The 22126-nt window shown below is 69.6% G+C and carries 25 protein-coding genes and 1 tRNA gene; 15 read left to right on the top strand and 11 right to left on the bottom strand.

Going from position 1 to position 22126, the window contains the following annotated elements; translation table 11 throughout:
- The first annotated feature begins 65 nt into the window (after positions 1–65).
- From AB5J50_RS44880 to AB5J50_RS44865, 4 genes are all read left to right on the top strand, one after another.
- Positions 66–1118 carry a ferredoxin reductase gene (locus AB5J50_RS44880; RefSeq protein WP_369265686.1) on the top strand — a complete coding sequence of 351 codons (1053 nt, stop codon included), beginning with the start codon at positions 66–68 and terminating at the stop codon, positions 1116–1118.
- A gap of 19 nt (positions 1119–1137) precedes the next feature.
- Positions 1138–2232 (top strand): fatty acid desaturase, encoded by a 1095-nt coding sequence (locus AB5J50_RS44875; RefSeq protein ID WP_369264321.1) that lies wholly within the window; start codon positions 1138–1140, stop codon positions 2230–2232.
- Between the two features lie 224 nt (positions 2233–2456).
- Positions 2457–2813, top strand: coding sequence for a PRC-barrel domain-containing protein (locus AB5J50_RS44870; RefSeq protein ID WP_369264320.1), 357 nt, complete (start codon positions 2457–2459; stop codon positions 2811–2813).
- A gap of 33 nt (positions 2814–2846) precedes the next feature.
- Positions 2847–3017 (top strand): hypothetical protein, encoded by a 171-nt coding sequence (locus AB5J50_RS44865; protein ID WP_369264319.1) that lies wholly within the window; start codon positions 2847–2849, stop codon positions 3015–3017.
- Positions 3018–3099: 82 nt separating this feature from the next.
- On the opposite strand, the gene AB5J50_RS44860 is transcribed toward AB5J50_RS44865, so the two are convergent.
- The 5 genes from AB5J50_RS44860 to AB5J50_RS44840 all read right to left on the bottom strand — a co-directional run bounded on the left by AB5J50_RS44860 (position 3100) and on the right by AB5J50_RS44840 (position 5488).
- Positions 3100–3534: an STAS domain-containing protein gene (locus tag AB5J50_RS44860; RefSeq protein ID WP_369264318.1), complete on the bottom strand. Its 435-nt coding sequence runs from the start codon at positions 3532–3534 to the stop codon at positions 3100–3102.
- A gap of 139 nt (positions 3535–3673) precedes the next feature.
- A complete protein-coding gene (locus AB5J50_RS44855; RefSeq protein WP_369264317.1) occupies positions 3674–3961 on the bottom strand; it encodes a hypothetical protein in 288 nt (95 codons plus the stop codon).
- 196 nt (positions 3962–4157) lie between these two features.
- Entirely contained in the window at positions 4158–4484 is a 327-nt protein-coding gene (locus AB5J50_RS44850) for an ANTAR domain-containing protein (protein ID WP_369264316.1), read from the bottom strand.
- A 237-nt stretch (positions 4485–4721) separates the two neighbouring features.
- Positions 4722–5126 (bottom strand): ANTAR domain-containing protein, encoded by a 405-nt coding sequence (locus AB5J50_RS44845; RefSeq protein WP_369264315.1) that lies wholly within the window; start codon positions 5124–5126, stop codon positions 4722–4724.
- An 83-nt stretch (positions 5127–5209) separates the two neighbouring features.
- Positions 5210–5488 carry a hypothetical protein gene (locus AB5J50_RS44840; protein WP_369264314.1) on the bottom strand — a complete coding sequence of 93 codons (279 nt, stop codon included), beginning with the start codon at positions 5486–5488 and terminating at the stop codon, positions 5210–5212.
- 388 nt (positions 5489–5876) lie between these two features.
- On the opposite strand from AB5J50_RS44840, the gene AB5J50_RS44835 reads away from it, so the two are divergent.
- From AB5J50_RS44835 to AB5J50_RS44820, 4 genes are all read left to right on the top strand, one after another.
- Positions 5877–6092, top strand: coding sequence for a hypothetical protein (locus tag AB5J50_RS44835; RefSeq protein ID WP_369264313.1), 216 nt, complete (start codon positions 5877–5879; stop codon positions 6090–6092).
- A gap of 118 nt (positions 6093–6210) precedes the next feature.
- On the top strand, positions 6211–6375 hold the full coding sequence (locus AB5J50_RS44830; protein WP_369264312.1) for a hydrophobic protein: 165 nt from the start codon (positions 6211–6213) through the stop codon (positions 6373–6375).
- 341 nt (positions 6376–6716) lie between these two features.
- The gene (locus AB5J50_RS44825; protein WP_369264311.1) at positions 6717–7340 is read left to right on the top strand and encodes a hypothetical protein; all 624 of its coding nucleotides are present in this window, start codon (positions 6717–6719) and stop codon (positions 7338–7340) included.
- Positions 7337–7780, top strand: a complete 444-nt coding sequence (locus AB5J50_RS44820; protein WP_369264310.1) for a hypothetical protein — start codon at positions 7337–7339, stop codon at positions 7778–7780. Before AB5J50_RS44825 ends, AB5J50_RS44820 begins: the two co-directional genes overlap by 4 nt.
- A 90-nt stretch (positions 7781–7870) precedes the next feature.
- On the opposite strand, the gene AB5J50_RS44815 is transcribed toward AB5J50_RS44820, so the two are convergent.
- From AB5J50_RS44815 to AB5J50_RS44805, 3 genes are all read right to left on the bottom strand, one after another.
- Positions 7871–8500 (bottom strand): MBL fold metallo-hydrolase, encoded by a 630-nt coding sequence (locus tag AB5J50_RS44815; protein ID WP_369264309.1) that lies wholly within the window; start codon positions 8498–8500, stop codon positions 7871–7873.
- Complete coding sequence (locus AB5J50_RS44810) at positions 8500–9585, bottom strand: S-(hydroxymethyl)mycothiol dehydrogenase (RefSeq protein WP_369264308.1); 1086 nt, start codon at positions 9583–9585, stop codon at positions 8500–8502. The genes AB5J50_RS44815 and AB5J50_RS44810 overlap by 1 nt, the downstream gene beginning before the upstream one ends.
- 198 nt (positions 9586–9783) lie before the next feature.
- Positions 9784–10617 carry an alpha/beta fold hydrolase gene (locus AB5J50_RS44805; protein ID WP_369264307.1) on the bottom strand — a complete coding sequence of 278 codons (834 nt, stop codon included), beginning with the start codon at positions 10615–10617 and terminating at the stop codon, positions 9784–9786.
- Between the two features lie 463 nt (positions 10618–11080).
- On the opposite strand from AB5J50_RS44805, the gene AB5J50_RS44800 reads away from it, so the two are divergent.
- The 6 genes from AB5J50_RS44800 to AB5J50_RS44775 all read left to right on the top strand — a co-directional run bounded on the left by AB5J50_RS44800 (position 11081) and on the right by AB5J50_RS44775 (position 19065).
- A complete protein-coding gene (locus AB5J50_RS44800) occupies positions 11081–12118 on the top strand; it encodes a LacI family DNA-binding transcriptional regulator (RefSeq protein WP_369264306.1) in 1038 nt (345 codons plus the stop codon).
- Positions 12119–12283: 165 nt separating this feature from the next.
- Positions 12284–13531, top strand: a complete 1248-nt coding sequence (locus tag AB5J50_RS44795) for an extracellular solute-binding protein (RefSeq protein WP_369264305.1) — start codon at positions 12284–12286, stop codon at positions 13529–13531.
- A 20-nt stretch (positions 13532–13551) separates the two neighbouring features.
- The gene (locus tag AB5J50_RS44790; RefSeq protein ID WP_369264304.1) at positions 13552–14520 is read left to right on the top strand and encodes a carbohydrate ABC transporter permease; all 969 of its coding nucleotides are present in this window, start codon (positions 13552–13554) and stop codon (positions 14518–14520) included.
- Complete coding sequence (locus tag AB5J50_RS44785; RefSeq protein WP_369264303.1) at positions 14517–15338, top strand: carbohydrate ABC transporter permease; 822 nt, start codon at positions 14517–14519, stop codon at positions 15336–15338. Before AB5J50_RS44790 ends, AB5J50_RS44785 begins: the two co-directional genes overlap by 4 nt.
- 54 nt (positions 15339–15392) lie before the next feature.
- Positions 15393–17129 (top strand): amylo-alpha-1,6-glucosidase, encoded by a 1737-nt coding sequence (locus tag AB5J50_RS44780; protein ID WP_369264302.1) that lies wholly within the window; start codon positions 15393–15395, stop codon positions 17127–17129.
- Between the two features lie 82 nt (positions 17130–17211).
- A complete protein-coding gene (locus AB5J50_RS44775; RefSeq protein WP_369264301.1) occupies positions 17212–19065 on the top strand; it encodes an RICIN domain-containing protein in 1854 nt (617 codons plus the stop codon).
- A gap of 54 nt (positions 19066–19119) precedes the next feature.
- On the opposite strand, the gene AB5J50_RS44770 is transcribed toward AB5J50_RS44775, so the two are convergent.
- Positions 19120–19193, bottom strand: a tRNA-Pro gene (locus AB5J50_RS44770).
- 107 nt (positions 19194–19300) lie between these two features.
- Positions 19301–20224 (bottom strand): LysR family transcriptional regulator, encoded by a 924-nt coding sequence (locus AB5J50_RS44765; RefSeq protein WP_369264300.1) that lies wholly within the window; start codon positions 20222–20224, stop codon positions 19301–19303.
- 71 nt (positions 20225–20295) lie between these two features.
- On the opposite strand from AB5J50_RS44765, the gene AB5J50_RS44760 reads away from it, so the two are divergent.
- The gene (locus AB5J50_RS44760) at positions 20296–21183 is read left to right on the top strand and encodes an SDR family NAD(P)-dependent oxidoreductase (protein ID WP_369264299.1); all 888 of its coding nucleotides are present in this window, start codon (positions 20296–20298) and stop codon (positions 21181–21183) included.
- A gap of 63 nt (positions 21184–21246) precedes the next feature.
- On the opposite strand, the gene AB5J50_RS44755 is transcribed toward AB5J50_RS44760, so the two are convergent.
- Entirely contained in the window at positions 21247–22014 is a 768-nt protein-coding gene (locus AB5J50_RS44755; protein WP_327433729.1) for an NPP1 family protein, read from the bottom strand.
- Positions 22015–22126: the final 112 nt, after the last annotated feature.

Genomic DNA, 22126 nt, shown 5'->3' with positions numbered 1-22126 from the left:
ACAGGCTCGCCGAGTGGGGCGGCGGCCTTGTGCCGACGGTGGCGGGCCGGATCACCGGTGCTCTCATGAGCCCTCTGGTGAGTCCCCTGGCCCCGGACGACTACCTCGGCCTGATCGACCCGCTGCTGTCCGCCCGCCATCCCGCGGGCCGGGTGGTCACCGTGCGGCCGGAGTGCGCCGGCGCGGCCACGCTGGAGATCCGTCCCGGCCGCGGCTGGGCGGGGCACCGGGCCGGGCAGTACCTGCCGGTGGGAGTGGAGATCGACGGCGTACGGCACTGGCGTACGTACTCGATCACCTCACCCCCCGAGGCGCCAGGCCGAGCGCTGACGATCACGGTCAAGGAGGAACCCGGCGGCCGGGTCTCCCCGCACCTCGTGCACCGGACCCGTCCCGGCGCGGTGCTCCGACTCGGCCCCGCGCAGGGCGAGTTCACACTGCCGGAGGATCCGCTGCCGCCGCGGATGCTCATGGTGACGGCGGGCAGCGGCATCACCCCGGTGGCGGGGATGCTGCGCGCTCTCGCGGGCCGCCGCTTCCCCAGGCCCGCCCCCGACGTAGTACTCCTGCACAGCGCACCCGGCCCGGACGAGTTCCTCTTCCGTACCGAACTGGCCGGGCTGGCAGCACGGTTGCCCTGGCTGAGCGTCCACGCGCGGTACACCCGTACCGCGGGCCGGCTGGTCCCGGAGCACATGGACGTGCTCTGTCCGGACTGGTACGACCGGGAGACCTGGGCCTGCGGTCCGGACGGACTGCTCGACGCACTGGAGCGGCACTGGGCGGCGGCCGGCGCCGGTGAGCGGCTGCGCGTGGAGCGTTTCCGGCCGGCCCCCGTGCTGTCGCCGGGCGTCGGCACGACCGGCGGCCGGGTCCGGTTCGAGCACAGCGGCGTCGAGGTCGAAGCGTCCGCGGCCGTGCCCCTCCTGGAGTCCGGGGAGGCGGCGGGTGTGGCGATGCCGTACGGCTGCCGCCGGGGGATCTGTTTCGGCTGCCTCGTCCCGCTGGTCCACGGCCGTGTCCGCGATCTGCGGACCGGTGAACTGCACGGTGAACCAGGCGAGTTGATCCAGACCTGCGTCAATGCTGCGGCAGGTCCGCTCGCCCTCGCTCTCTAGGCCCCTCAAGGAGCCTGCGATGTCCATAACTGCCGTACCAGTCAACCCCTTTGAGTCGCTCGAAGATCACATGGAGCCGCTCGGCGAGGAGCTCGACCGGATCCGCACCGAGATCGTCGCGGCGCGCGGCGCGGAGGACGCCCGCTACATCCGTACGGTGATCGCCGTCCAGCGCGGCCTGGAGACCGGCGGCCGCGCCGCCCTCGCCGTATCCCTCTTTCCGCCCGCCTGGCTCGTGGGCACCGCGATGCTGACCATCGCCAAGATCCTGGAGAACATGGAGCTGGGCCACAACGTCCTGCACGGCCAGTGGGACTGGATGGGCGACCCGGCGATCCACTCCACCACCTGGGAGTGGGACTTCCTCACCCCCGCCGACGCCTGGAAGCACACTCACAACCACCTGCACCACACCTACACCAACGTCGTCGGCCTCGACCGGGATCTCGGCTACACGATCCTGCGCATGAGCCCGGACCAGCCCTGGCATCCGGCCCACCTCCTCCAGCCGCTGTACACCGCTCTGCTCGCCCCCGTCTTCGAGTGGGGCATCGCCCTGTACGACCTGGAGGCGGACGCCGTGCCGTCCGGCCGCAAGAGCGTGCGGGCCTTCCTCGGCGACCTGGCCGGCCTGGCCCGCAAGGCCGTGCGCCAGGCGGCCAAGGACTACGTCCTCTTCCCCCTGCTCGCGGGCCCGTCCGCGCTGCCCTGCCTGGTCGGCAACGTCACCGCGAACGGGCTTCGCAACATCTGGGCGCACACCGTGATCTTCTGCGGCCACTTCCCGGGCGACGTCCAGACCTTCTCCTACGAGGAGGAACAGCTTGACGGAGAGACCCGCAGCCAGTGGTACCTGCGCCAGATCCAGGGCTCGGCGAACATCGAGGGCGGCTTCCTCCTCCACGTGCTCACCGGCAACCTGAGCCACCAGATCGAGCACCACGTCTTCCCCGACCTGCCCAGCAACCGCTACGCCGAACTCGCGCCACGGGTACGCGAAATCTGCGCCCGGCACGGGATCACGTACGTGAGCGGGCCGCTGTGGCGCCAGTACGCGTCCATGTGGGGCCGCGTCCTGCGTCACTCGGTGCCGGACGGATCACGGAAGCCGTAGCAGAGCGTGGTTGATGCAACGCTCGGGAAGAGCGCGAGCCGCACCAGCCGCAGTACCATGGATCGTGGGTTGGCTCACTCTCACGTGCAGCCGCCCGGAAGGGCGACTCCGGCGTGTTTGCGCCGGAGTCGTTGTCACAGCCGCACTGGCGGTTCCGGCCAGGCCGCGACCTTCCAAGGGACGCGGCCCGCATCGACGGGTGTCCCGCTCAGGAGGGACGGCGCATGATCCAGGCAGCCGACATCCGCGAGTGGCGCACCTATGACGTGGTCGACCCGAAGGGGCACAAGATCGGCGTGCTCGAAGCGGTCTACGTGGACACCACCACCGACGAACCAGCCGTGATCACCGTAAGGACCGGGCTGCCGGGTCGCCGACGCCTGGTCTTCGTACCCCTCGACGACGCACTCCTGGGGCCGGACTACGTAAAGATCTCCTACGCCAGGAGCCTGGTGAGGAAGGCTCCTTCGATCGGCACGGACGACATCCTGCCCGCCGAGCAGGAGGAAGCGATCTTCCAGCACTACGGCATGACATACCAGCCGGGCGCGGGCGGCGAACGAAAGCTCGCACGCCGCTGAGCGGCGGCACGGCCCAAGGGAGGTGTCCGAGTCGTGGCGTTCTTCCTCCTGCTCGTCCTCGTTGCCGTCGTTCTGGGAATCATCGGCGCGACAGCCGGAGGTATGGGCTATCTGCTGATCATCGGCATCGTGGTTCTCGTGGCCGATGTTTCCGTATTCGCCGTGCGGTTGTCCCGGCGCGCTCGGCGGCGTCCTCTCCGCTGACGACGACGGACCGGGCGCCTGACGCGGTTGCCTGGGCGCGGCCGTCTCATCGGTTCAGGATGTCCGTCGGTCATCTGTGCGCCTAGGCCGCTGCCCGGAGCCCCGGGGCGTGCGCCTCGGCAGCCGTGGTTCCGACGGCCGTGCCGGCATCGGGAAGGACCCGGAGGAGCCGGATCAGCCCGCTGTCGCTCAGCGCCTCGACGACGGCGCGGCTCGGGGCGGCAAGGCGCAGGTCGCCGCCGGAGAGGTGGACCCTGCGTGCCGTGGCGACGAGCAGCCCGAGGCCCAGGGTGTCGCAGGAGGTGACGCCCGACAGGTCGAGGGTCAACTGCCTTCCGGGACTGCGGCATGCGCCCAGAAGACGCGCGCGCAGTCCCGGAACCGTGGCGAGAGTGAGATTGCCACTGACGACGACCGTCTCGCAGCCCTCCGGCACACCAGCGAGCACAGGCCGTCGGCCCGGAGCTCGGGGGACTTCTGCGGGGATGCGGGGAGTTGCCGTATCTGCAGACACCATGGGCCTCCTCGGGGCGGAATGTCACGCTGCCGGGGGCTGGGGCTGCGTCCGTGCTTGTGCCTGTGCCTGGCAGTTCAGTGCCGCCCGCACCTCGCGGACAGCCAAGGCTGTGCGCGCGGCTGCGCGTCGGCGGAGTGGGCTAGGCCTGGTTGACCCGGCCGGCCACCGCGTGACCGATCAGCAGGTAGACGACAGCGGGCAGACCGTAGTTGACCACGGTGCGCCAGTTGTCCGAGTGGATGGTGAAGAGATTGCGCGACCAGCCCGAGAGCCAGTTCGCCGCGTCGTGGACCCAGGAAACCGTACTGTTGGCGGTGTTGGCGTCGAACAGGTAGAGGGCGATCCACAGGATCAGGATCAGTGCCGCGATGTCCGCGATGATGGAGATGACCGTCCCCGCGGGGCTTCCGCCGTAGCGTCTGGACATATCCAACGACTAGCCCTGAAAGCAGAGTTGAAACCTCCTCAACCCTACTGTCCATGGCTTTGGGGGCGAGGGGGCCCAGGCCGGTGTTCGAGTTCCAGGAGGTGGGCTGCACAAAGGGCGTCCGACGGCCGGCCTGGACGAAGACACCGGAGGGTTGAGCTCACAGCTCCGTGCCGTCCGACGGGCGCGCGCTCCGTCACCCCCGGTCCGCCGCATGAAGGCGCCGCAGCGCCCGGCGCAGCTCCCGCCGTATCTGTTCCGGGAGCGTCTCGTCCTCCGTCGTGGCGACCAGGGCCGCAGCCACGTCCCGGAGCTTGTCGTTGCAGTGCTGCGACACGTCCACCAGCAGGTCCCACGCCCGCTCGCTGGAACACGGCGCCATGGCCATCACCATGCCGCACGCCCGGTCGATCACCGCACGACGTGCCAGCGCTCTCTCCAACTGCTCATTCCTGTCCCGCAGTTCGAGGATCTCGACGGCCAACGCCGCGTCCCCGTCGAAGTGACAGCCGTCAACAGCCACTGTTCTTCACGGAGCGTGGTCACCTGGTGCATGGTGCGTACCTCACAACGCAGTCGTTGTGCCCATGAGCGGTCAGCGGCGCGCCAGTTGCCTCTTACCGGCTGCATCGAAGGAGCCTGCTTCACCAGCGTTCTGACATAGCCGACCTTGAGACAACCCGGCGAGCGCACCGATCTTGTGGCCCTCAGGTATCGACGATGTCGCAGTTGGGCCACTCTCGGACATCCGCTGCGTGAATCATGACCTTCCCTTTCCGGAGGGTTCATCCGCCGGTGGTGAGTCGCACCCTCGGTCTTCCGCGTAGAGCCGCCGCAGCGCACGCCGCAGCCCCCGCTGCATCACCCGCGAGAGCGGCTCCCCCTCCCAGGCGGCGACCAGAGCCGCTGCCACGTCCGGAAGTTTGGTGTTGCACTGCCGCGAGATGTCCACCAGCAGGTTCCTGGCCGGTCCAGGACGGCAGGGGGCCAGGACCATCACCATGCCGCAGGCCTGATCGACGACCGCACGGCCGGCCAGCGCCCGCCGCAGCTGATCGATCTCGGCGCGCAGCGCCACGACATCATCCTGACCCGCCGGATCCTCCGCCGAGGCCTCGGCCCGCGGATTCCACCAGTCCTTCGCAAGCATGGCTGTGCGATGCATGGCTTCTGCCTCTCCATGATTTCCGCGCGTCCGGCGCGGCTGAAGCCGCCCCGGAACCTCTCGATGCCAGGCCGCTTCATCGGTCACCCGCGGTGTTCGCGGTCCCGACGGTCCTCGCGCCTCCAGCGCGCCCGGTACTGACGGCTGTAGCGACGGTCCCAGCGGTCCTGACTGTCCCGGCGGTTCTCGTCGTCCCGGTACTCCCCGACATCGGAACCGTCACCACGGATCCAGCCTCCCCCACGATCGCGACCGTAGCGGGTGGCACCGAAGACCATCACGGCCGCGGCCACCCACCAGAGAGGATGGAGAAAGCCGAGACCGAACAGAACCACGATCAGGATGAGAAGCAGAACGAACACGGCGGGCCTCCCCGGAGCGGAGCAAAGCATCACTGCCGGGGGCCGGGGCCTGTGCGAACAGCGTAGCCCTGCCCAGAGGTTACGGATAGCGACCATGTCCGCGGCTTCGGCGGAACTGGTGGGAACCAAATGGCCACTTGGCATCTGTCCGGGGAGTGCTGCGAGGGCTAGCGTACGCGGTGCGGCCCGAGCCCCCGGCAGCGTAGATCGCCTCTCGCGCTCCTTCGGGAGCGCACCTCGCGCATCAGTGCCGGAACCCGTCCCGCCACCAACGGGCCGCTCCCGCATCCGCCGCCGCCACTCGATCCTGACGCAGCATCGATGCGCCCCATGCGGGCACCCTTCTGCTGTCCGCCACGTCGCACGCATCCCACCGCAGGCGGTACACATGTACGCGCTGATCGTTCCGGCTTCGACCCCCTTCGTCCTGCTCGCCACCGTGCTGGGCCTGTCCTGGTGGGAGGACCGCATCCTGCCGACGGCCGAGCGGGTCGAGCCGGTCGAAGCCCCCGCCGAGGGTCCGCTCACCCCGATGCCCCCTGCCCCGCTCACAGAACTCCTCAGTGTCGACACCCCGTTGACAAGGGAAGTCGCCCGGCGTTGACTGACAGCACGGCGTAGGGCTATGCCACTCCGGATCACTCGGGCGACGCATTCCACCTCCCCCGCTTCGCCCGGACCCCGCGGAACTCAGGAACTTCCCGCGATCTGGAGGCCCGGCAATGATCCTGTGGATCCTTCTCCTTCTGCTGATCCTGGTGGTGTTCGGGTTCGGCTTCACCCTGCAGGCCCTTTGGTGGGTCGCCGCCGTCCTGCTGATCGTCTGGATCGCCGGCTTCGCGATGCGCGGGCGCGGCGGTGGCAGGCGCCGGTACAGCCGCAGGTAGTCCGCTCCGAGGCTCGATCCCGCCCGCGGGAACAGCGGCCTGTACGGCGATCACACGCGGGAGCCCACTCGGCACACCAGTAGGAGGCCGACCATGAGTGCCGGACGGACGATCAAGCACAAGACGCAGGCATTCAAGGGCCTGGTCACCGAACGCATCGGCCGGACCACCCGCAACCGGCGACAACGCCAAGGGCGGCTTCAGGCTGTGACAGCAGGCGCCCCGGGCCGTTCCCACACCGTGTGGACACCACCCGGCAGACCTCAACGCTCAATGAGCCGACAGGAATTGACGGCAATGAAGCAGACCAACGTGCGAACCGAGAGTCAAAGAAGGCGGCCATGTTCACCGTCATGATCATCGCTGTGATCGTCATCGCTCTGGCCGCCCTCCTCTACCTCGGACGTGGACGAGTGCGGGGCGGTGGCGGGCACGGGCTGAAGCGGCGCTTCGGCCCCGAGTACGACCGTGCCGTCGCCGACCACGACGGCGACACCAAGGCCGCGGAGCGGGAACTCGGCGAGCGCGTGAAGGAGCACGGCTCCCTCACGGAGCTGCCGTTGTCGCCCGAGGTCCGCGAGCACTACGTGACGCAATGGGCCTCCGTCCAGGAGCAGTTCGTCGAATCACCGCAGAAGGCCGTCACCGAGGCGGACGCGCTGCTGGCGCGCCTGGCAGGGGACCGCGGCTTCCCCGACGGCGCGCAGTTCGACGAACAGATCGCCGCCCTCTCCGTCCACCACGCCCACTATGTCCAGGGCTACCGCGGCATGCACGCAGCGGCCCGCGACCAGAGCGGCACCGAGGAAATGCGGGAGGCCATGGTCGAAGCCCGAAGCCTCTTCGAGGCGCTGGTCAGCGAACAGCCGGCCGACCCGGACCGGCGCGACGCGTCGTCCCGCGACGACCAGGGCCATGCGCCGTGGGCACTGACCCGACGCCACGCGAAGGGAAGCAGCACATGATGTCGCACAACGCCGAACACGCACCGCACCCCCAGCCCGGGGCCCCGGATCCCGCGATGCAGCGCGCCCCGCAGGCACCCCGCACCGAACCCGCTCACGCACCGCGCGAGCCCGGCACGAGCGCCGACAGCCCCGACCGCAAACTCGGCCCGGACCTGATCCCGCAGGGCGACCGGGACAAGCTCACCCTGCGCCTCCAGCAGGCTCTCAGCACCTTCGTCGACAGCCCGCGCCAGGCGGTGGAAGAAGCCGACGCCGTCTTCGGCGAGGTCGCCACCCAGTTCACCCACACCCTCGCAGAACGCCGGCGCGTCCTGCGCACAGGCTGGCACGACCCGGACACCCATGTGCAGACCGAGGAACTACGGCTCGCGCTCAAGCAGTACCGGGAGATCACCGAACGGCTGCTGCGCATGGCTGCGCCTGCAGGCCGCGTTTAGGGAAAGCGAAGGACAAGGAGACCTCGCGCGGCGGCCTCGCCGTCAACGTCATCGAGTGCTGAGACGAGGCCGCCGCACGGTCGGCAGCGGTCAGAACCCGCGGTCGATCCACTCCTGAAGATGCGGGGCCTCGGCGTCGACGGTGGTCGTGTCCCCGTGGCCGGTGTGCACGACCGTGTCGCCCGGCAGCGTCAGCAGCCGGTCCCGGATCGAGTCGACGATGGTCGGGAAATGGCTGTACGACCTTCCCGTCGCCCCCGGTCCACCCGCGAAGAGCGTGTCACCGCTGAAGAGTGCCTTCAGGCCCGGCGCGTACAGGCACACCGCGCCGGGGGCGTGCCCGGGGGTGTGCAGCACGGTCAGCTCGACACCGGCCACCGTGACGACCTGCCCGTCGGCCAGTTCGCCATCGGGTGACCGCTCCGGGTGGGTCTGCTTCCACAGCGGCAGGTCGTCGCCGTGGAGCAGGATCGGAGCGCCGGTACGGTCGGCGAGTTCGGGGGCCGCGTCGATGTGGTCGTTGTGGGCGTGGGTGCACACGATGGCCCGCAGCGTACGTCCGCCGAGGGCTTCGGCGATCGCCGCGGCGTCATGCGCGGCGTCGATGACGACGGCCTCGCTGTCGTCCCCGACGATCCAGACGTTGTTGTCGACGTCCCAGGTACCGCCGTCCAGGGAGAACGTCCCCGAGGTGACCAGATGCTCGATACGCACGGTCATCAGAACACCACCACCGAGCGCAGCACATCTCCGCCGTGCATCCGCTCGAAGGCCTTCTCGACATCCTCCAGCGCGATGGTCTCCGTCACGAACGCGTCCAGGTCCAGTCGGCCCTGCAGATACAGGTCGATGAGCATCGGGAAGTCGCGGGAGGGCAGGCAATCGCCGTACCAGGACGACTTCAGTGCGCCACCCCGCCCGAAGACGTCCAGCAGCGGCAGTTCGAGCTTCATCTCCGGGGTCGGTACGCCGACGAGGACGACCGTGCCCGCCAGGTCGCGGGCGTAGAAGGCCTGCTTGTACGTCTCGGGGCGGCCGACCGCCTCGATCACCACGTCGGCGCCGAAGCCGCCGGTCAGCTCGCGTACGGCCTCGACGGGATCGCCGTGCTTGGAGTTGACGGTGTGGGTCGCGCCGATCTTCTTCGCGGTTTCGAGCTTCCGCTCGTCGATGTCGACAGCGATGATCTTGGCCGCCCCGGCGAGCCGGGCACCGGCGATCGCCGCGTTCCCCACCCCGCCGCAGCCGATGACTGCCACGGTGTCACCGCGTCCGACGTTGCCGGTGTTGATGGCCGCGCCGATGCCCGCCATCACTCCACAGCCCAGCAGTCCGGCGGCCGCCGCCGACGCCGCACGGTCGACCTTGGTGCACTGCCCCGCCGCCACCAGCGTCTTCTCCGCGAACGCGCCGATTCCCAGGGCCGGGGACAGTTCGGTGCCGTCGAGCAAGGTCATCTTCTGCTTCGCGTTGTGGGTGTTGAAGCAGTACTGCGGCCGCCCGCGCTGACAGGCCCGGCACTGCCCGCACACGGCACGCCAGTTGAGGATGACGAAGTCACCCGGGGCGACATCGGTGACACCCTCCCCCACCGACTCCACGACACCCGCGGCCTCATGCCCCAGCAGGAACGGGAAGTCGTCGTTGATGCCGCCCTCGCGATAGTGCAGATCGGTGTGGCAGACCCCGCAGGCCTCGACCTTCACCAGCGCCTCGCCCGGGCCGGGGTCGGGCACGATGATCGTTTCCAGGCTGACGGGGGCGCCCTTCCCCCGCGCGACGACAGCACGGACCTGGTGAGTCATGGCCACTCCTCGGCTGGTACGAGACCTGAGTCGAACGTTGCTCATTACGGCACGCATCTCATGTGCCGCAACACAGCATCGTGGAGGGGCGGGCGGCGGTCAAGGATTCGGCACGGAGAACGCCGACCGCACAGGGCGGTTCTCCTCACCGCGGGCGCGGCTACGCCGCCGTACGGCCAAGCGCCGCGACAGAACCCTTCAGAGGGACTGCTGGAGGAAGGCGATGAGAACGGCGGTGAGTTCGGCGGGCGCGTCTTCTTGGACGAGGTGGCCCGCGCCAGCGATCGGCTCAAGGCGTGCGCCCGGGATGCGGGCGACGAGCTCCTGCCCCTTCGCCACGGGAATCCAGGTGTCGTCCTGCCCCCAGCACACCAGCGTGGGGATGCCGATCTCGCCGTACCGGTCCTGAATCTCGTCCGTGTAGAGCTCGTCGGCCTGAGCGATCTGCCGGTAGAAGGCCGCCTGGCCGACGCCGCCGAGCCAGGGCCGGACGAGTCCGTCGAGCACCGCGGGGTGCAGGCCCGGACTGCTGGCCGAGCCGATGTACTCGCGTACCAGGGCGTGGTGCAGCGCGGGTGGCAGCTGCTCGAAGACCTCGGAGTGCTCGCCGACGAGCCGGAAGAACGGAGACCCCCATGGCGCCAGAGCGACGGGGTCGACCAGGGCGAGCGCGCGGTAGCGGGCGCCGTGCAGCAGATGCGCCCGCAAGGAAACGGCACCGCCGAAGTCGTGGGCGACCACCAGCGGTTCCTCCAGGCCCCAATGGGCCAGGAGCTCGGTGAAGACCTTGCCCTGGGCGGCCAGGGAGACGTCCTGCCCGGCGTACTTCTCCGACGCTCCGTAACCGGGCATGTCCCACACGAACACCTGGTGCCGGCGGGCGAGTGAGCGGGCGACGGCGCGCCACACATAGGAAGAGAACGGTGTGCCGTGCAGGAGGACGACCGGATCCTGGCCGGGCTGTCCGAGGCTGTCCCAGCGAACGTCACCTGAGGTGCTGCGGAATGTCCGGGTCAGCTGCCACTCGCTCACGGGTGTCGTTCCTCTCGGTCGTGGTTCCGGCTCAACGCGGTGATCGAGCCGGCGTCGGCCCGGGCGGCAGTCGAAAAGCCGTCGGCGCCGCGCCCAGCCATTGAACTCTCCGCCTGTCCGGGCACCCATAGGGGTGGCGGGTGCCGACGTTGCGCCAACGCCCGCACACCGACCCACCACATCGAACCGGTTCGACGAAGCTAGCACCGGGGAAACCGGCCAGCAATACGCACGACCCAGATCCCCCGGCTCCGCACGGTCGCCTTACCTGCCGGTTTCCACGTCATGGCGGAAAGTACTGCGCAAGGCGTTGACACGTCGTTCGCGCTGCTCCTACCTTCCCTTCACGCGAACCGGTTCGACAACGGCTCGTCATCGTGACCCGCCCGCCGTCCCCCGTATCCTGCGACCGGCGATGACGCCCTCCCGGGGCTCATCGAACCGGTCCGAGCTAGGAGCCCCCGTGAACATCGGAGAGATCGCCCAGCGGGCCGGTGTCTCGCGGAGCACCGTGTCCTATGCGCTGAGCGGCAAGCGCCCCGTGTCGGACGACACCCGCCGGAAGATCCAGCAGGTCATCGACGAACTGGGCTACCGGCCCAACGCCAGCGCGCGTGCCCTGGCCAACGGCCGGACCAGCACCATCGGTCTCGTCTTTCCGCCTGCCGGGAACCACTACACCGGCATGCAGCTCGACTTCATCGGCAGTGTCGTGGAGGCCGCCGCGGCCTACGACTACGACGTGCTGCTCTCGCCCAGCGGCGTGGACAGCGACCGCTCGTTCCAGCGGCTGCTGGGAGAACGCCGGGTCGACGGCGCGATCCTGATGGAGATCCGGCTGGAGGACGACCGGGTGGACCACCTCACCTCGCTGGACTTCCCCTCCGTCGCCATCGGCCGCACCGCGCATCCGGAGGACGGCTGGTGGGTCGGCCTGGACCACACCGCGCTGGTGGAGGCGTGCGTCCATCACCTCGCCGACCTGGGCCATCGCCGGGTCGCCTTCGTCAACCGGCCCGAGCAGCTGTTGCGGGCCGGGTACGAGTCGGCCCACCGGGGTCTGGACGGATTCACCAAGGCCGCCGCCGAGCGCGGGCTGACCGTCCGGACGTACTGCTGCGGGGACGACGCCTCTTCGGGCCAGGCCTGCGTGGAGCGGATCCTGTACGACGATCCGGCCACCACAGCCCTGGTCACACTGAACGAGGCCGCGCTCGGCGGCCTCTACCGAGGGCTGGCCCAGGCCGGCCGCCATGTGCCACGCGACTTCTCCGTCACCGGCGTGGTGGCCAGCCGGTGGGCGGAGACGGTGACCCCGCAGCTCACGGCGGCGGACGTGCCGGCCGCGGAGATGGGCCGCCGCGCCGTCGACCTGCTGGTCGAGCGGCTCGACCATCCCGACGCGCCCGGCCGGCACCACCTTCTCGCGCCACCGATCTCCTTGCGTGCCAGTACCGGGCCCGCCGGCATCGCGCCGCCCGCCGCCGACACGACCGTCTGACGCCCCTCCTCCACTTCTCCCCTGCGCCCGGCTCTTCCTCGGCGCCTCCCCTGCCCCTCCCCAACACCGGCCGCTGAACCGCTCATCGGCGCCCTCGGCATGCCCGGATCACCCTTATCGCCTCTCCTACGGCACAGCCGTGCCCAGAACCAAGAGGGACCCGCCATGAACAGCTCCTCAAGACGACGCCGTCTCACCGCCGCAGCCGTGGCCGTCGTCGCCGTCGCCACCACCGCGACCGCCTGCTCCTCCGGCTCGGGCAGTACCTCCAACTCGTCCTCAAACAGCGGCACTTACACGATCTGGGACCCGTATCCCCAGTTCGACAAGAGCTCGGCCTGGGCGAAGCTGCTGGACTCCTGCGGCACCCAGGCAGGCGTGAAGATCAAGCGGACCGCCTTCGACACCAGCGACCTGCCGAACAAGGCGCTGCTCGCGGCGCAGCAGGACAACTCCCCCGACCTCCTCATCGTCGACAACCCGGTGGTGTCGACCCTGGCCGAGGCCGGCGTACTCACCACGACCGACGACAACAAGCTGGACACCTCGGCCGTGGACCCCAACCTGCTCGCGGCCGGCCAGTCGGGCGGCAAGACGTACGGCACGCCGATCGGCGCCAACACGCTCGCCCTCTACTACAACAAGAAGGTGCTGAAGGCGGCCGGGGTGGACGTCACCTCGGTCAAGGACTGGACGTCGCTCACCGCGGCGCTGGCGAAGGTCAAGAAGGCCGGCAAGAAGGGCATCACGTTCTCCGCGACAGGGACGGAGGAGGGCAGCTTCCAGTTCCTGCCGTGGTTCTGGGGCTCGGGCGCGAAGCTCACCGCTCTCGACTCGGACCAGGCCGTCTCCGCGCTGTCGCTGTGGAAGGGCTGGCTGGCCAAGGGCTACGCCCCGAACTCCGTGCTCAACAACACCCAGACGACCAGTTGGCAGGAGTTCGCGACCGGCGACTACGCGTTCAGCGAGAACGGCACCTGGCAGCTCGCGAACGCCGCCAAGGCGGGCTTCGACTACGGCGTCATCCCCGTCCCCGGCGACTCCGGAGGCAACGCCGCGGCCCCGACGGGCGGCGAGTTCGTCACCCTCCCGGTCCAGGGCTCCAGCGGCCGTTACGCCACCTCGCAGAAGCTGGCGACGTGCCTCACCAGCACCAAGAACCTGTACGACACCGACACCACCCTCTCCTACGTCGCGCCCACCGGCGAGGTCCAGGACAAGCAGGTGTCGGCCAACGCCCAGTTGAAGCCGTGGGTCGACGCGGTCAAGGCGGCCAAGGGGCGTACCAGTGACGACCTGGGCACCAAGTACCCGAAGATCTCCGAGCAGTTGTGGAAGGCGGTGCAGTCCGCCCTCAGCGGCTCCAAGTCGCCGAAGGACGCGCTCACCGCGGCCCAGTCCGCGGTCAAGTGACCGGTACCCGAGGCCCGTTGATGAGCCCGACGACCGAAGCCCGTCCGGCCGTACGCCACCACAGCGGTGCGGCCGACGCGGCACCGCCGCCCCGGCAGCGCCGCCGTCCCACCTCCCAGCAGTGGGCCGCGTGGGGGTTCCTCGCCCCGGTGACCGTCTATCTCGCCCTCTTCTACGCCTATCCGCTCTACCGCAACATCGACCTGAGCCTGCGGAACTACACGGTGCGCTCCTTCGTCCAGGGCAACGCGCCGTTCACGGGCCTCAAGAACTACCTGACCGTCTTCGACGACCCCACATTCGCCCCGGCGCTGCTCCACACCGTGGTGTTCACGGCCGTGTGCCTGGTCTTCCAGTACGCCATCGGTCTGGCCCTCGCGGTCTTCTTCAACCAGCACTTCCGGCTCTCGGCGACCTTGCGCGCCCTGTTCCTGGTGCCCTGGCTGCTGCCGCTGATCGTGTCGGCCTCCACCTGGTCGTGGATGCTCAACAGCGACTCCGGTGTCGTCAACGCGGCCCTGCACGCGGTCGGTATCGGCCCGGTGAACTGGCTGACCTCGCCGTCCTGGTCGCTGGCATCGGTGATCATCGCGAATATCTGGATCGGTGTCCCCTTCAACCTGGTGGTCCTCTACAGCGGTCTGCAGTCGATCCCCGCCAGCCTGTACGAGGCCGCCGCCCTCGACGGCGCGAACGCCTGGCAGCGGTTCTGGCGCATCACCTTCCCGCTGCTGCGGCCGGTCTCCGCGATCACCCTGCTGCTGGGCCTGGTCTACACGCTCAAGGTCTTCGACATCATCTGGATCATGACCAAGGGCGGCCCCGCGGACTCGTCCACCACGTTCGCCACCTGGTCCTACCAACTCGGCTTCGGCAATCTGCTCCCGGCCTTCGGCCCCGGCGCGGCCGTCGGAAACCTGCTCGTCGTCGCCGCCCTGATGTTCGGCCTGGTCCATGTGCGGGCCCAGAGAAAGCAGGCGTCCTCATGAACCGGCACAGCCGTACGGGCTGGAAGACGGTCCTCGGCGTCCTGCTGACCGCGATCATGCTCTTCCCGGTCTACTGGATGCTCAACGTGTCCTTCACCCGCGATCAGGACATGCGCAAGTCGCCGCCGGACCTGTTCCCGGTCCACGGCACCTTGGAGGGCTATCGGGCCGTCGTGGACCAGCAGTTGCCGTATCTCGGTACCAGCCTCGTCATCGGCCTCGGCACCGTCGCCCTGACCGTGGCCCTGTCCGCACCCGCCGGATACGCGCTGGCCAAGCTGCGCCCACGCGGCGGCGGCATCTTGAACTTCGTCCTCCTGGCCGCCCAGATGATCCCCGGAATCATCATGGCGATGGGCTTCTACGCCATCTATCTGAGCCTCGGCTGGCTCCAGTCCGTGCCCGGCCTGATCGTGGCCGACTCCACGCTCGCCGTCCCCTTCGGCGTGCTCATCTTCACCGCGTTCATGTCCGGCATCCCCGGCGAACTGCTCCAGGCCGCGAAGACCGACGGCGCCGGCCCGTGGCGTACCTTCCGGTCGATCGTCCTGCCGATGAGCCGCAACGCGGTCGTCACTGTGTCCCTGTTCGCGTTCCTGTGGTCCTGGTCCGACTTCGTCTTCGCCGGCACGCTCGTCAACGGCGGAGCCCACGAGCCGATCACCCTCGGCATCTACCACTACATCGGCAACAACAACCAGCAGTGGAACGCCATCATGGCCACCGCCGTCGTGGCCTCGCTGCCGGCCGCGATCATCCTCGTCCTCGCCCAGCGCTACGTCGCCGCCGGCGTGACCGCCGGCGCCATGAAGGACTGACCTTCCGTCACCTTCTCGCGGTGCGCCCCCTGTTGAAGAAACGAGTCACCCTTCATGACCGCCGCCTCACCCGGCCCGGCCTTCTCCGTCCACGACATCCCGTTCAGCACCCACGGATCCTGGTTCGGCATCTCCCCCGTGGTGGCGGAGCAGACATACGCGGAGGACCTCCATCTGGTCTCCCACCAGAACGGCATGCACGCCGTGCTGCGTCTGGTCCCGCTGGACACCGCGACCGGCGACCGGGCCGCCGCCCGCGTGGAGGCGACCCCCGGCCTGCTCAGCTGGATCCACCCGGGCGGACGCATCGACCTCGCCTACGAGTCGCCGGACACCGTGCGCCTGCGCGGTACAGGGATCGGCCTGCGCGTGGCCGCCGCGGCACAGGCTCTGACACCGTTCAGCGGCACCTACTTCTTCCCCGAACCCGTCAGCGGCGGGTACGTGTTCACCTCGTACGAGACCGGGCGCCGTTACGGGATCACCGTGCTGTCCGGGACCGTGTCCGACGTGTCCGGTGCCCAGGCGCTGGGCACCGGGGATCGCGGTGTCACGGTCACCGCCGAAGACGGCGGAGTCTGGGAGATCGCCGTCGAGGAGTACGAGACCGGACGTCGCCCCTATGTCTCGTCCGCGGCGTTCGGCAAGGTCGCGGAGGCCGCGCGGAACTCCTTCGCGGACTTCGTCGACGCGGTCGCGCCCTGGCGCTCGTCCGCCACTCCGGCCGCCGAACTCGCCGCGTATGTGGTGTGGTCCGCGACCGTACGCCCTGCCGGCCTGGTCACCCGGCCCGCGGTGCTGATGTCCAAGCACTGGATGGACAAGGTCTGGAGCTGGGACCACTGCTTCAACGCCCTTGCCCTGGCGCCCGGTTGCCCGGAGCTGGCCTGGGACCAGTTCGCGTTGCCCTTCGACCACCAGGACGGGAGCGGGGCGCTGCCCGACTCGGTCACCCACTCCGAGGTCCTCCACAACTTCGTCAAACCACCCATCCACGGCTGGGCCCTGCGCCGCTTGCGCGGACGCCTGCCCGAGCCACTGAGTCAGGCGGAACTGACCGTGGCGTACGACCGGTTGGAGCGCTGGACGGACTTCTGGCTCACCACGCGACGCACGCCCGGTGCTGCCCTGCCCCACTACCAGCACGGCAACGACAGCGGCTGGGACAACGCCACGACCTTCGACCCCGAGCGAGTGGTCGTCACCGCCGACCTGGCGTCCTTCCTCATTCTCCAGCTGAGGGAACTCGCCGATCTGGCAGCCGAGTTGGGACGTACGGACGACGCCCTCCGATGGACACACACCGCCGACGCGATCCAGGCCGCCCTGCTCGACCAGCTCTGGACCGGCGACCGGTTCGTCGCCCGGGGAGCCGGCCACGAGAACACCTGGAGCAGTTCCAGCCTGCTCGACCTGATGCCCATCGCGCTGGGCGAGCAGCTGCCGGAGGACGTCGCCGGTGTGCTGGCCGACCGCATCGAGACCCATCTGACCCCGTACGGCCTCGCCACCGAACTGCCCACCTCACCGCACTACCTCGCCGACGGCTACTGGCGCGGCCCGATCTGGGCGCCCGCCACCGTCCTCGTCGAGGACGGCCTGCGCCGCGCCGGCCACCACCGGCTGGCGGACGACATCAGCGCCCGCTTCCGCGCCCTGTGCGAAGCGCATGGCTTCGCCGAGAACTTCGACGCCCTGACCGGCACGGGCCTGCGCGACCGCGCCTACACCTGGACCGCCAGCAGCTATCTCCTGCTGGCCGAAGCGCACGTACGCGGCGGTGACCACTGACCGAACCGGCCGGCCGCGTTCCCCACAGCCCGGGCCCGTACGAGCACGGACCCGACCCACCCCACCTCATCGGGAGCCGCACATGCACGCGCCACGCCCTCTTCCCCGCCGCAGAACCCGACCCGGACGCCGAGCGGTCTCAGCCGTCGCCGTCCTGCTGGCCGCACTGGCCGGGACCCTGCTGCCGACCACTCCCTCGCAGGCAGCCGACACCAGTGTCACCGTCGACTTCTCCACCGCCGGAGGCGCCCCGACGTACCACGCCTCGGGCATGATCTACGGGATGACCCCGGACGGCTCGCTGCCCCAGGACCACTTCTTCAAAGACATCAAGTGGCACTTCATGCGGGCGGGAGGCGCCCAGCTCAACAGCGGCGGTTACGCCACCAGCCTGGCCGACTACCAGACCCGATGGGCCTCCACCCTGGCCCAGTACCGGCGCACCGCGGCCCTCGGCGGCACCTTCGTCCTGCTGCCGCACGACCTGTGGGGCGCGGACGGCACCACCAGCCAGGGCTGGCCCGGCGACAACGGTGACTGGACGCAGTTCGACGCCTTCGTCACCCAGCTCATCAGCGACGTCAAGGCCAACAACATGACCGTCCAGTGGGATCTGTGGAACGAGCCCGACGGAAGCGGCTTCTGGGGCGCCTCGCAGACCCAGTTCCTCCAGATGTGGTCGCGCTTCTACGCCCGCGTCCGGGCGTCCTTCCCCGACCAGCTCATCGTGGGGCCGAGCACGGCGGGCCAGCCCTCCTCGTCCAACACCTGGTGGGCCGGCTACCTGACGTACGTCAAGGCGAACAACGTCGCCCCCGACATCTGGAGCTGGCACGACGAGCCCGGCGACCCGGTGACCGACGCGGGCCGCGCCAACTCGCTGCTCTCCTCCTACGGCCTGACCAACACCCGCCCGTACCAGATCAACGAGTACGCCACGCTGTCCATGCAGTCCCCGGGCGGCGGCGCCTGGTTCATCGGCCAGCTGGAACGGGCCGGCGCCGACGGTCTGCGCGGCAACTGGGCCTCGGGCAACGCGCTGCACGACAACGAGGCCAATCTGCTCACCAAGAACAGTGCGGGCCAGTACCTGCCGCTCGGCGAGTGGTTCATGTACCGCTACTACGGTTCCCAGACCGGCAACATCGTCAAGCTCACCCCGGGTACCGGCACCGACGGCCTGGCCACCAAGGACAACTCCGCGGGCAATGCCAAGGTGCTGCTCGGCAGCAGCGGCAACACCGGGACCGTCACCGTCAACCTCACCGGCCTGAACACCACATCGGTGGTGGAGAGCGGCCAGGTCCGGGCCGTCGTGCAGCGCATCCCCTACAACAGCGGAGGCGCTGTCACCGGACCGGAGACCGTCTCCGACACCACGTTGACGGTGAGCGGCAACGCCGCCTCGGTGAGCCTTCCCTGGACGAGCGCGAAGGACGGCTACACCGTCACCCTGCTGCCGCCGTCCCAGACCACGGTCTCCACGGTGGCCGTGAGCCAGAACAGCGGGCAGTGCCTGGACGACACCAATCTCAGTACCGCCAACGGCACGCAGTATCAGCAGTACTACTGCGAGGGCGGCTACCAGCAGATGCTCGACCTCAAGCCGGTGAGCGGCAAGACCAACACGTACACCGTGGTCGACGAGCTCAGCGGCAAGTGCCTGGACGTCTCGGGCGCGTCCACCGCCGACGGCGCCGCCGTCATCCAGTACACCTGCAACGGCGCCACCAACCAGCAGTTCGCCCTCACCCCTGTCACCGCGCTCGGCAACAGCCACGACTACCAGCTGACCGCGGTCCACAGCGGCAAGTGCGTCGACGTCAGCAACGTCTCGACGACGGCCGGCGCGAAGGTCCACCAATGGACCTGCGATGCGGCGAGCGTGCTCGGCACCAAGAAGAACCAGATCTGGCGCCTGCTCGGCAAGGCCTGACGGACAACGGAAAGGGCCCCCGCAGGCTCTCGCCTGCGGGGGCCCTTCGCACCGTCGGGACGACAGGATTTGAACCTGCGACCCCTTGACCCCCAGTCAAGTGCGCTACCAAGCTGCGCCACGTCCCGATGCGTCTCACTCGCGGTCACCCGCGTGATCGTGCAGGTAAACCCTACCGCACATGGGTGGATGGCCGTGCACGGGCGGTCATCGTCCCTGGTGCGCGGGGGCATCGTCAGGCCGGCGTGTTCCATTCGGCGGCGGCGGTGCGCAGCGCGTCGGCCAGGCGGGCGGCCGGTTCCGGCAGGGGGCGCGGGAGGCGGGCCAGGACCAGGCGGCGCCGTTCCTCGGGGCCGCCGTGCACGGACAGGATCCGTACGCCGGGTGGTGCGGCGGGGGCGAGCGAGGCGGGAACGGTGGTCAGGCCGCAGCCCGCGGCGACGAGGTGCAGCTTGGCCAGCCAGTCACGGGCGGTGTGCGCGATCACGGGGCGCTCGTCCAGGCCGGGCCAGACGCCCATCAGCTTCTCGTCGCCCGAGGAGGAACCGGCGATCCAGCGCTGTCCGCGCAGGTCGGCGATGTCGACCCAGTCGCCGGCGGCGAGCGGATGCGTGGCGGGCACCGCAAGACGGAGGCTGCGTTCACTGAGCGTCCGCACGGTGAGCGGTGGCGACTCCGTGTCGAAGGGGCGGAACGGCGGCATCGAGGCGAGCAGCGCGAGGTCCAGGGTGCCGGCCCGCAGCGCGCGGACCAGGGCGGGGGTGCTGCCCTCCCGGGTGCTCACCGTGATCGCGGGGTGGCTGCGGCGCAGCGCGGCGATGGCCCGGGGCAGCAGCACGGAGCCCGCGCTGGCGAACCAGCCCAGGCGCACGGTCCCGGCCTCGGCGGGCTGCCCGGCGAGTTCGCGCGCCGTCGCGTCGATCTGGTCGAGCACCGTCACGGCCCGGCGCAGCACGATGTGCCCGGCGGCGGTCAGCCGTACCCCGTCCCGGCGCCGTTCCAACAGCGGTGCCCCTGCCGCCCGTTCGAGCGAGGCGATCTGCCGGGACACCGCGGACTGGGTGTAGCCGAGCGCCGCGGCCGCCGAGGTGAGCGTGGACCGCTCGGCCACCTCGCGGAAGACGCGGAGCGCGACGAGAGAGACATCCGTGAAGTCCATGACGTTTACGCATACCAGACGTGAGCAACTTTCGTTGGACGCATGGCACAGGTGTTCCTAGCGTGGTGGGCATGACAGTTGCACGTATCGCTCTCGTCACCGGCGCCAACCAGGGGCTGGGATTCGCTCTCGTCGAGGGGCTCGCCGCCCGGATGGAGCCCGACGACCTGGTCCTGCTCACCGGGCGCAACGCCCAGCGCGTCACGGATGCCGTCTCACTTGTCGCCAAGGCCCCCGGCACCAGGAGCCGGGTGGAGGGCCGGGTGCTCGACGTCACCGACGCGCGGGCCGTGGACCGCCTCGCCACCGAACTCCGCACACGGTACGGCGGGGTGGACATCGTCGTCTCCAACGCGAGCGCCCTGCTCACCCCGGACCGGTCGCAGGCCGAGCAGGCGGACGAGTTCATCGACGTCGCCAACGGGGGCGCGCACGCGGTGCTGCGCTCGTTCGGCCCGGTGCTGCGTCCCGGCGGACGGCTGATCGTCGTGGCCAGCTCCCTGGGCACGCTCGGTCACCTGGACCCTCGCCTCCACCACCTGTTCGACGGCGCTTCGCTCGACGAGGTCGAGGCGGCGGTCGAGTCCTGGCGCGCGGCCATCCGTGCCGGCACCTGGGAGGAGCTCGGCTGGCCCCACTGGATCAACGTGCCGTCCAAGGTGGCCCAGGTCGCCGCGGTGCGGGCGGTCGCGGCCGAGCGCCGGGCCACCGACCTGGACCGGAACACCCTGGTCGCGGCGGTCTGCCCCGGGCTCGTGGACACACCGCTGTCCCGGCCGTGGTTCCCCGACTTCAGCCAGGCGCAGACGCCGGCGCGGGCCGCGGTGGCCGTACTCGACCTGCTGCTCTCCGAGAAGGCCGACGCGGCGGCGTACGGGGAACTCGTGCGCTTCGGGGAGGTCGTGCCCTGGCAGGAGGGAAGGCCGCCCGGCCACCAGGAACGACTCCTCGCCGAGTAGTCAGGGGTGCCGGTCGATCGGGGTGGGCGGCGACGCACACGCCACCCACCCCGCCCCCGCCGATCAGGCGTTGGGGTCGAACGCGATTCCGGCCGGCTTGGCCTTCTCCAGGTGGTAGTTGAAGTTGCCGTCCTTGAGTCCGAAGACGGCACTGCCGAAGTCGTAGGCGCTCAGCTTGTCGCGCAGACCCGCGGGGTAGCCGTTCCAGCCGACCAGGCTGGGGAACTGCCAGGTGTGGTAGTGATTCTCCGGCGGTTCGTCGTTGGAGTTGGCCGGGCGGAAGCAGTGCGTGCTGATGCCGTCCTTGTGGTAGACGACCTTGGGGTGGGTGCCGTCCCAGCGGATCTGGTCACGGCCGTAGATGTTGAAGTTGCCGTGGGCCGAAGTGGACACGTACTTGGCCTCGTTGTCCTGCACCCACACCACGACGTGTTCCCAGTCGTTGCGGTGTCCGCCGAGGCCGCTGCCGGCCACCGCCTGGTCCTTCTCGAAGTACAGGCCGTACATGATGGCGCACCAGCCGTTGTTGCACTTCTCGCGCGAGTAGCCGTTGGTGTTGTCGAGGTCCCAGGAGTCGTGGCACTGGCCGTTGAGGGCCCCGGACGGCTTGAGGCCGCCGTTGATGGTGCCGTCGGGGCCGATGGCGGGGGTCGGGTAGCAGCCGTCCGTGTCGTAGTCGTAGGCCGGCTGGAACGTCTGCTCCAGTCCGTCCGCGTTCGCGGGCAAGGCCTTCGGCGGGTCGGCGAGGGCGCTGCCGGGGAAGGCGACGACCAGCGCGACGGCGCTGCCGAGGATGAGCGAGACCTTGCGGATCCGCGAGCTTTTCTTCACTGCGTCCTCCTGATCGACCGCGGTGTGGGGGCGGGGCAGACCAGGGTCGCGTTGGCATGCCCAGCTCAGCTTTCCGGGGTGGTGTGGAAAACGCCAGTGTCTGGAGGTGTCC

Origin of the sequence: Streptomyces sp. R35 (assembly GCF_041053035.1) — a bacterium.
GTDB classification, from domain to species: Bacteria; Actinomycetota; Actinomycetes; order Streptomycetales; family Streptomycetaceae; genus Streptomyces; species Streptomyces lutosisoli.
The sequence above is the reverse complement of the archived record's forward strand: the minus strand, read 5'-3'. Positions and strand labels throughout refer to the sequence as shown.